This is a genomic window from Marinobacter sp. ES-1, from assembly GCF_000475255.1.
GTDB lineage: Bacteria > Pseudomonadota > Gammaproteobacteria > Pseudomonadales > Oleiphilaceae > Marinobacter > Marinobacter vinifirmus.
The window spans coordinates 1-412 of the sequence record NZ_AXBV01000081.1; the positions used below are offsets into that span (position 1 = coordinate 1).

Consider the following 412-nt stretch of genomic DNA (forward strand, 5'->3'; position numbering starts at 1 on the left):
AAATTATCCATACAAGGCAATTAAATTCGTTCCGGCCCGATGGGCCTCCACCGGACGCCCTTGTCAGGGCGCCGTTTATTGCTGGCGTTATAAACGAGGCCTAGTTTTGAGCGATCAAGAGTTGCACAGGAAATTTTTACCTAATGGCAAAAATTGAGTTTCAACATTCAAAGGGCGCCGTGAATAGAGCTGGCGTGGCTTTGCTTTCAGATGATTGTGAGAGCCATGATCAGGCAAAAGCGGTTCTAGATAATTGGCGCGCATGTCACGTTGCTCCGCTAAATAGCTTTCAAACGTCCTTGAGAGGAAAATTATCTCGGATCGATAGTGAAGCATTAGTTTCGCAAAGACTAAAGCGAATGCCATCAATTCTGGCTAAGTTAGAGCGAAATCGTAACCGTCCGGTAAACCC

At 46.1% G+C, this 412-nt stretch carries 1 pseudogene; it reads left to right on the forward strand.

The window, feature by feature from the left end:
• Window positions 1-143: 143 nt before the first annotated feature.
• A pseudogene (locus Q668_RS17535) lies at window positions 144-412 on the forward strand (hypothetical protein); the annotation flags it as partial.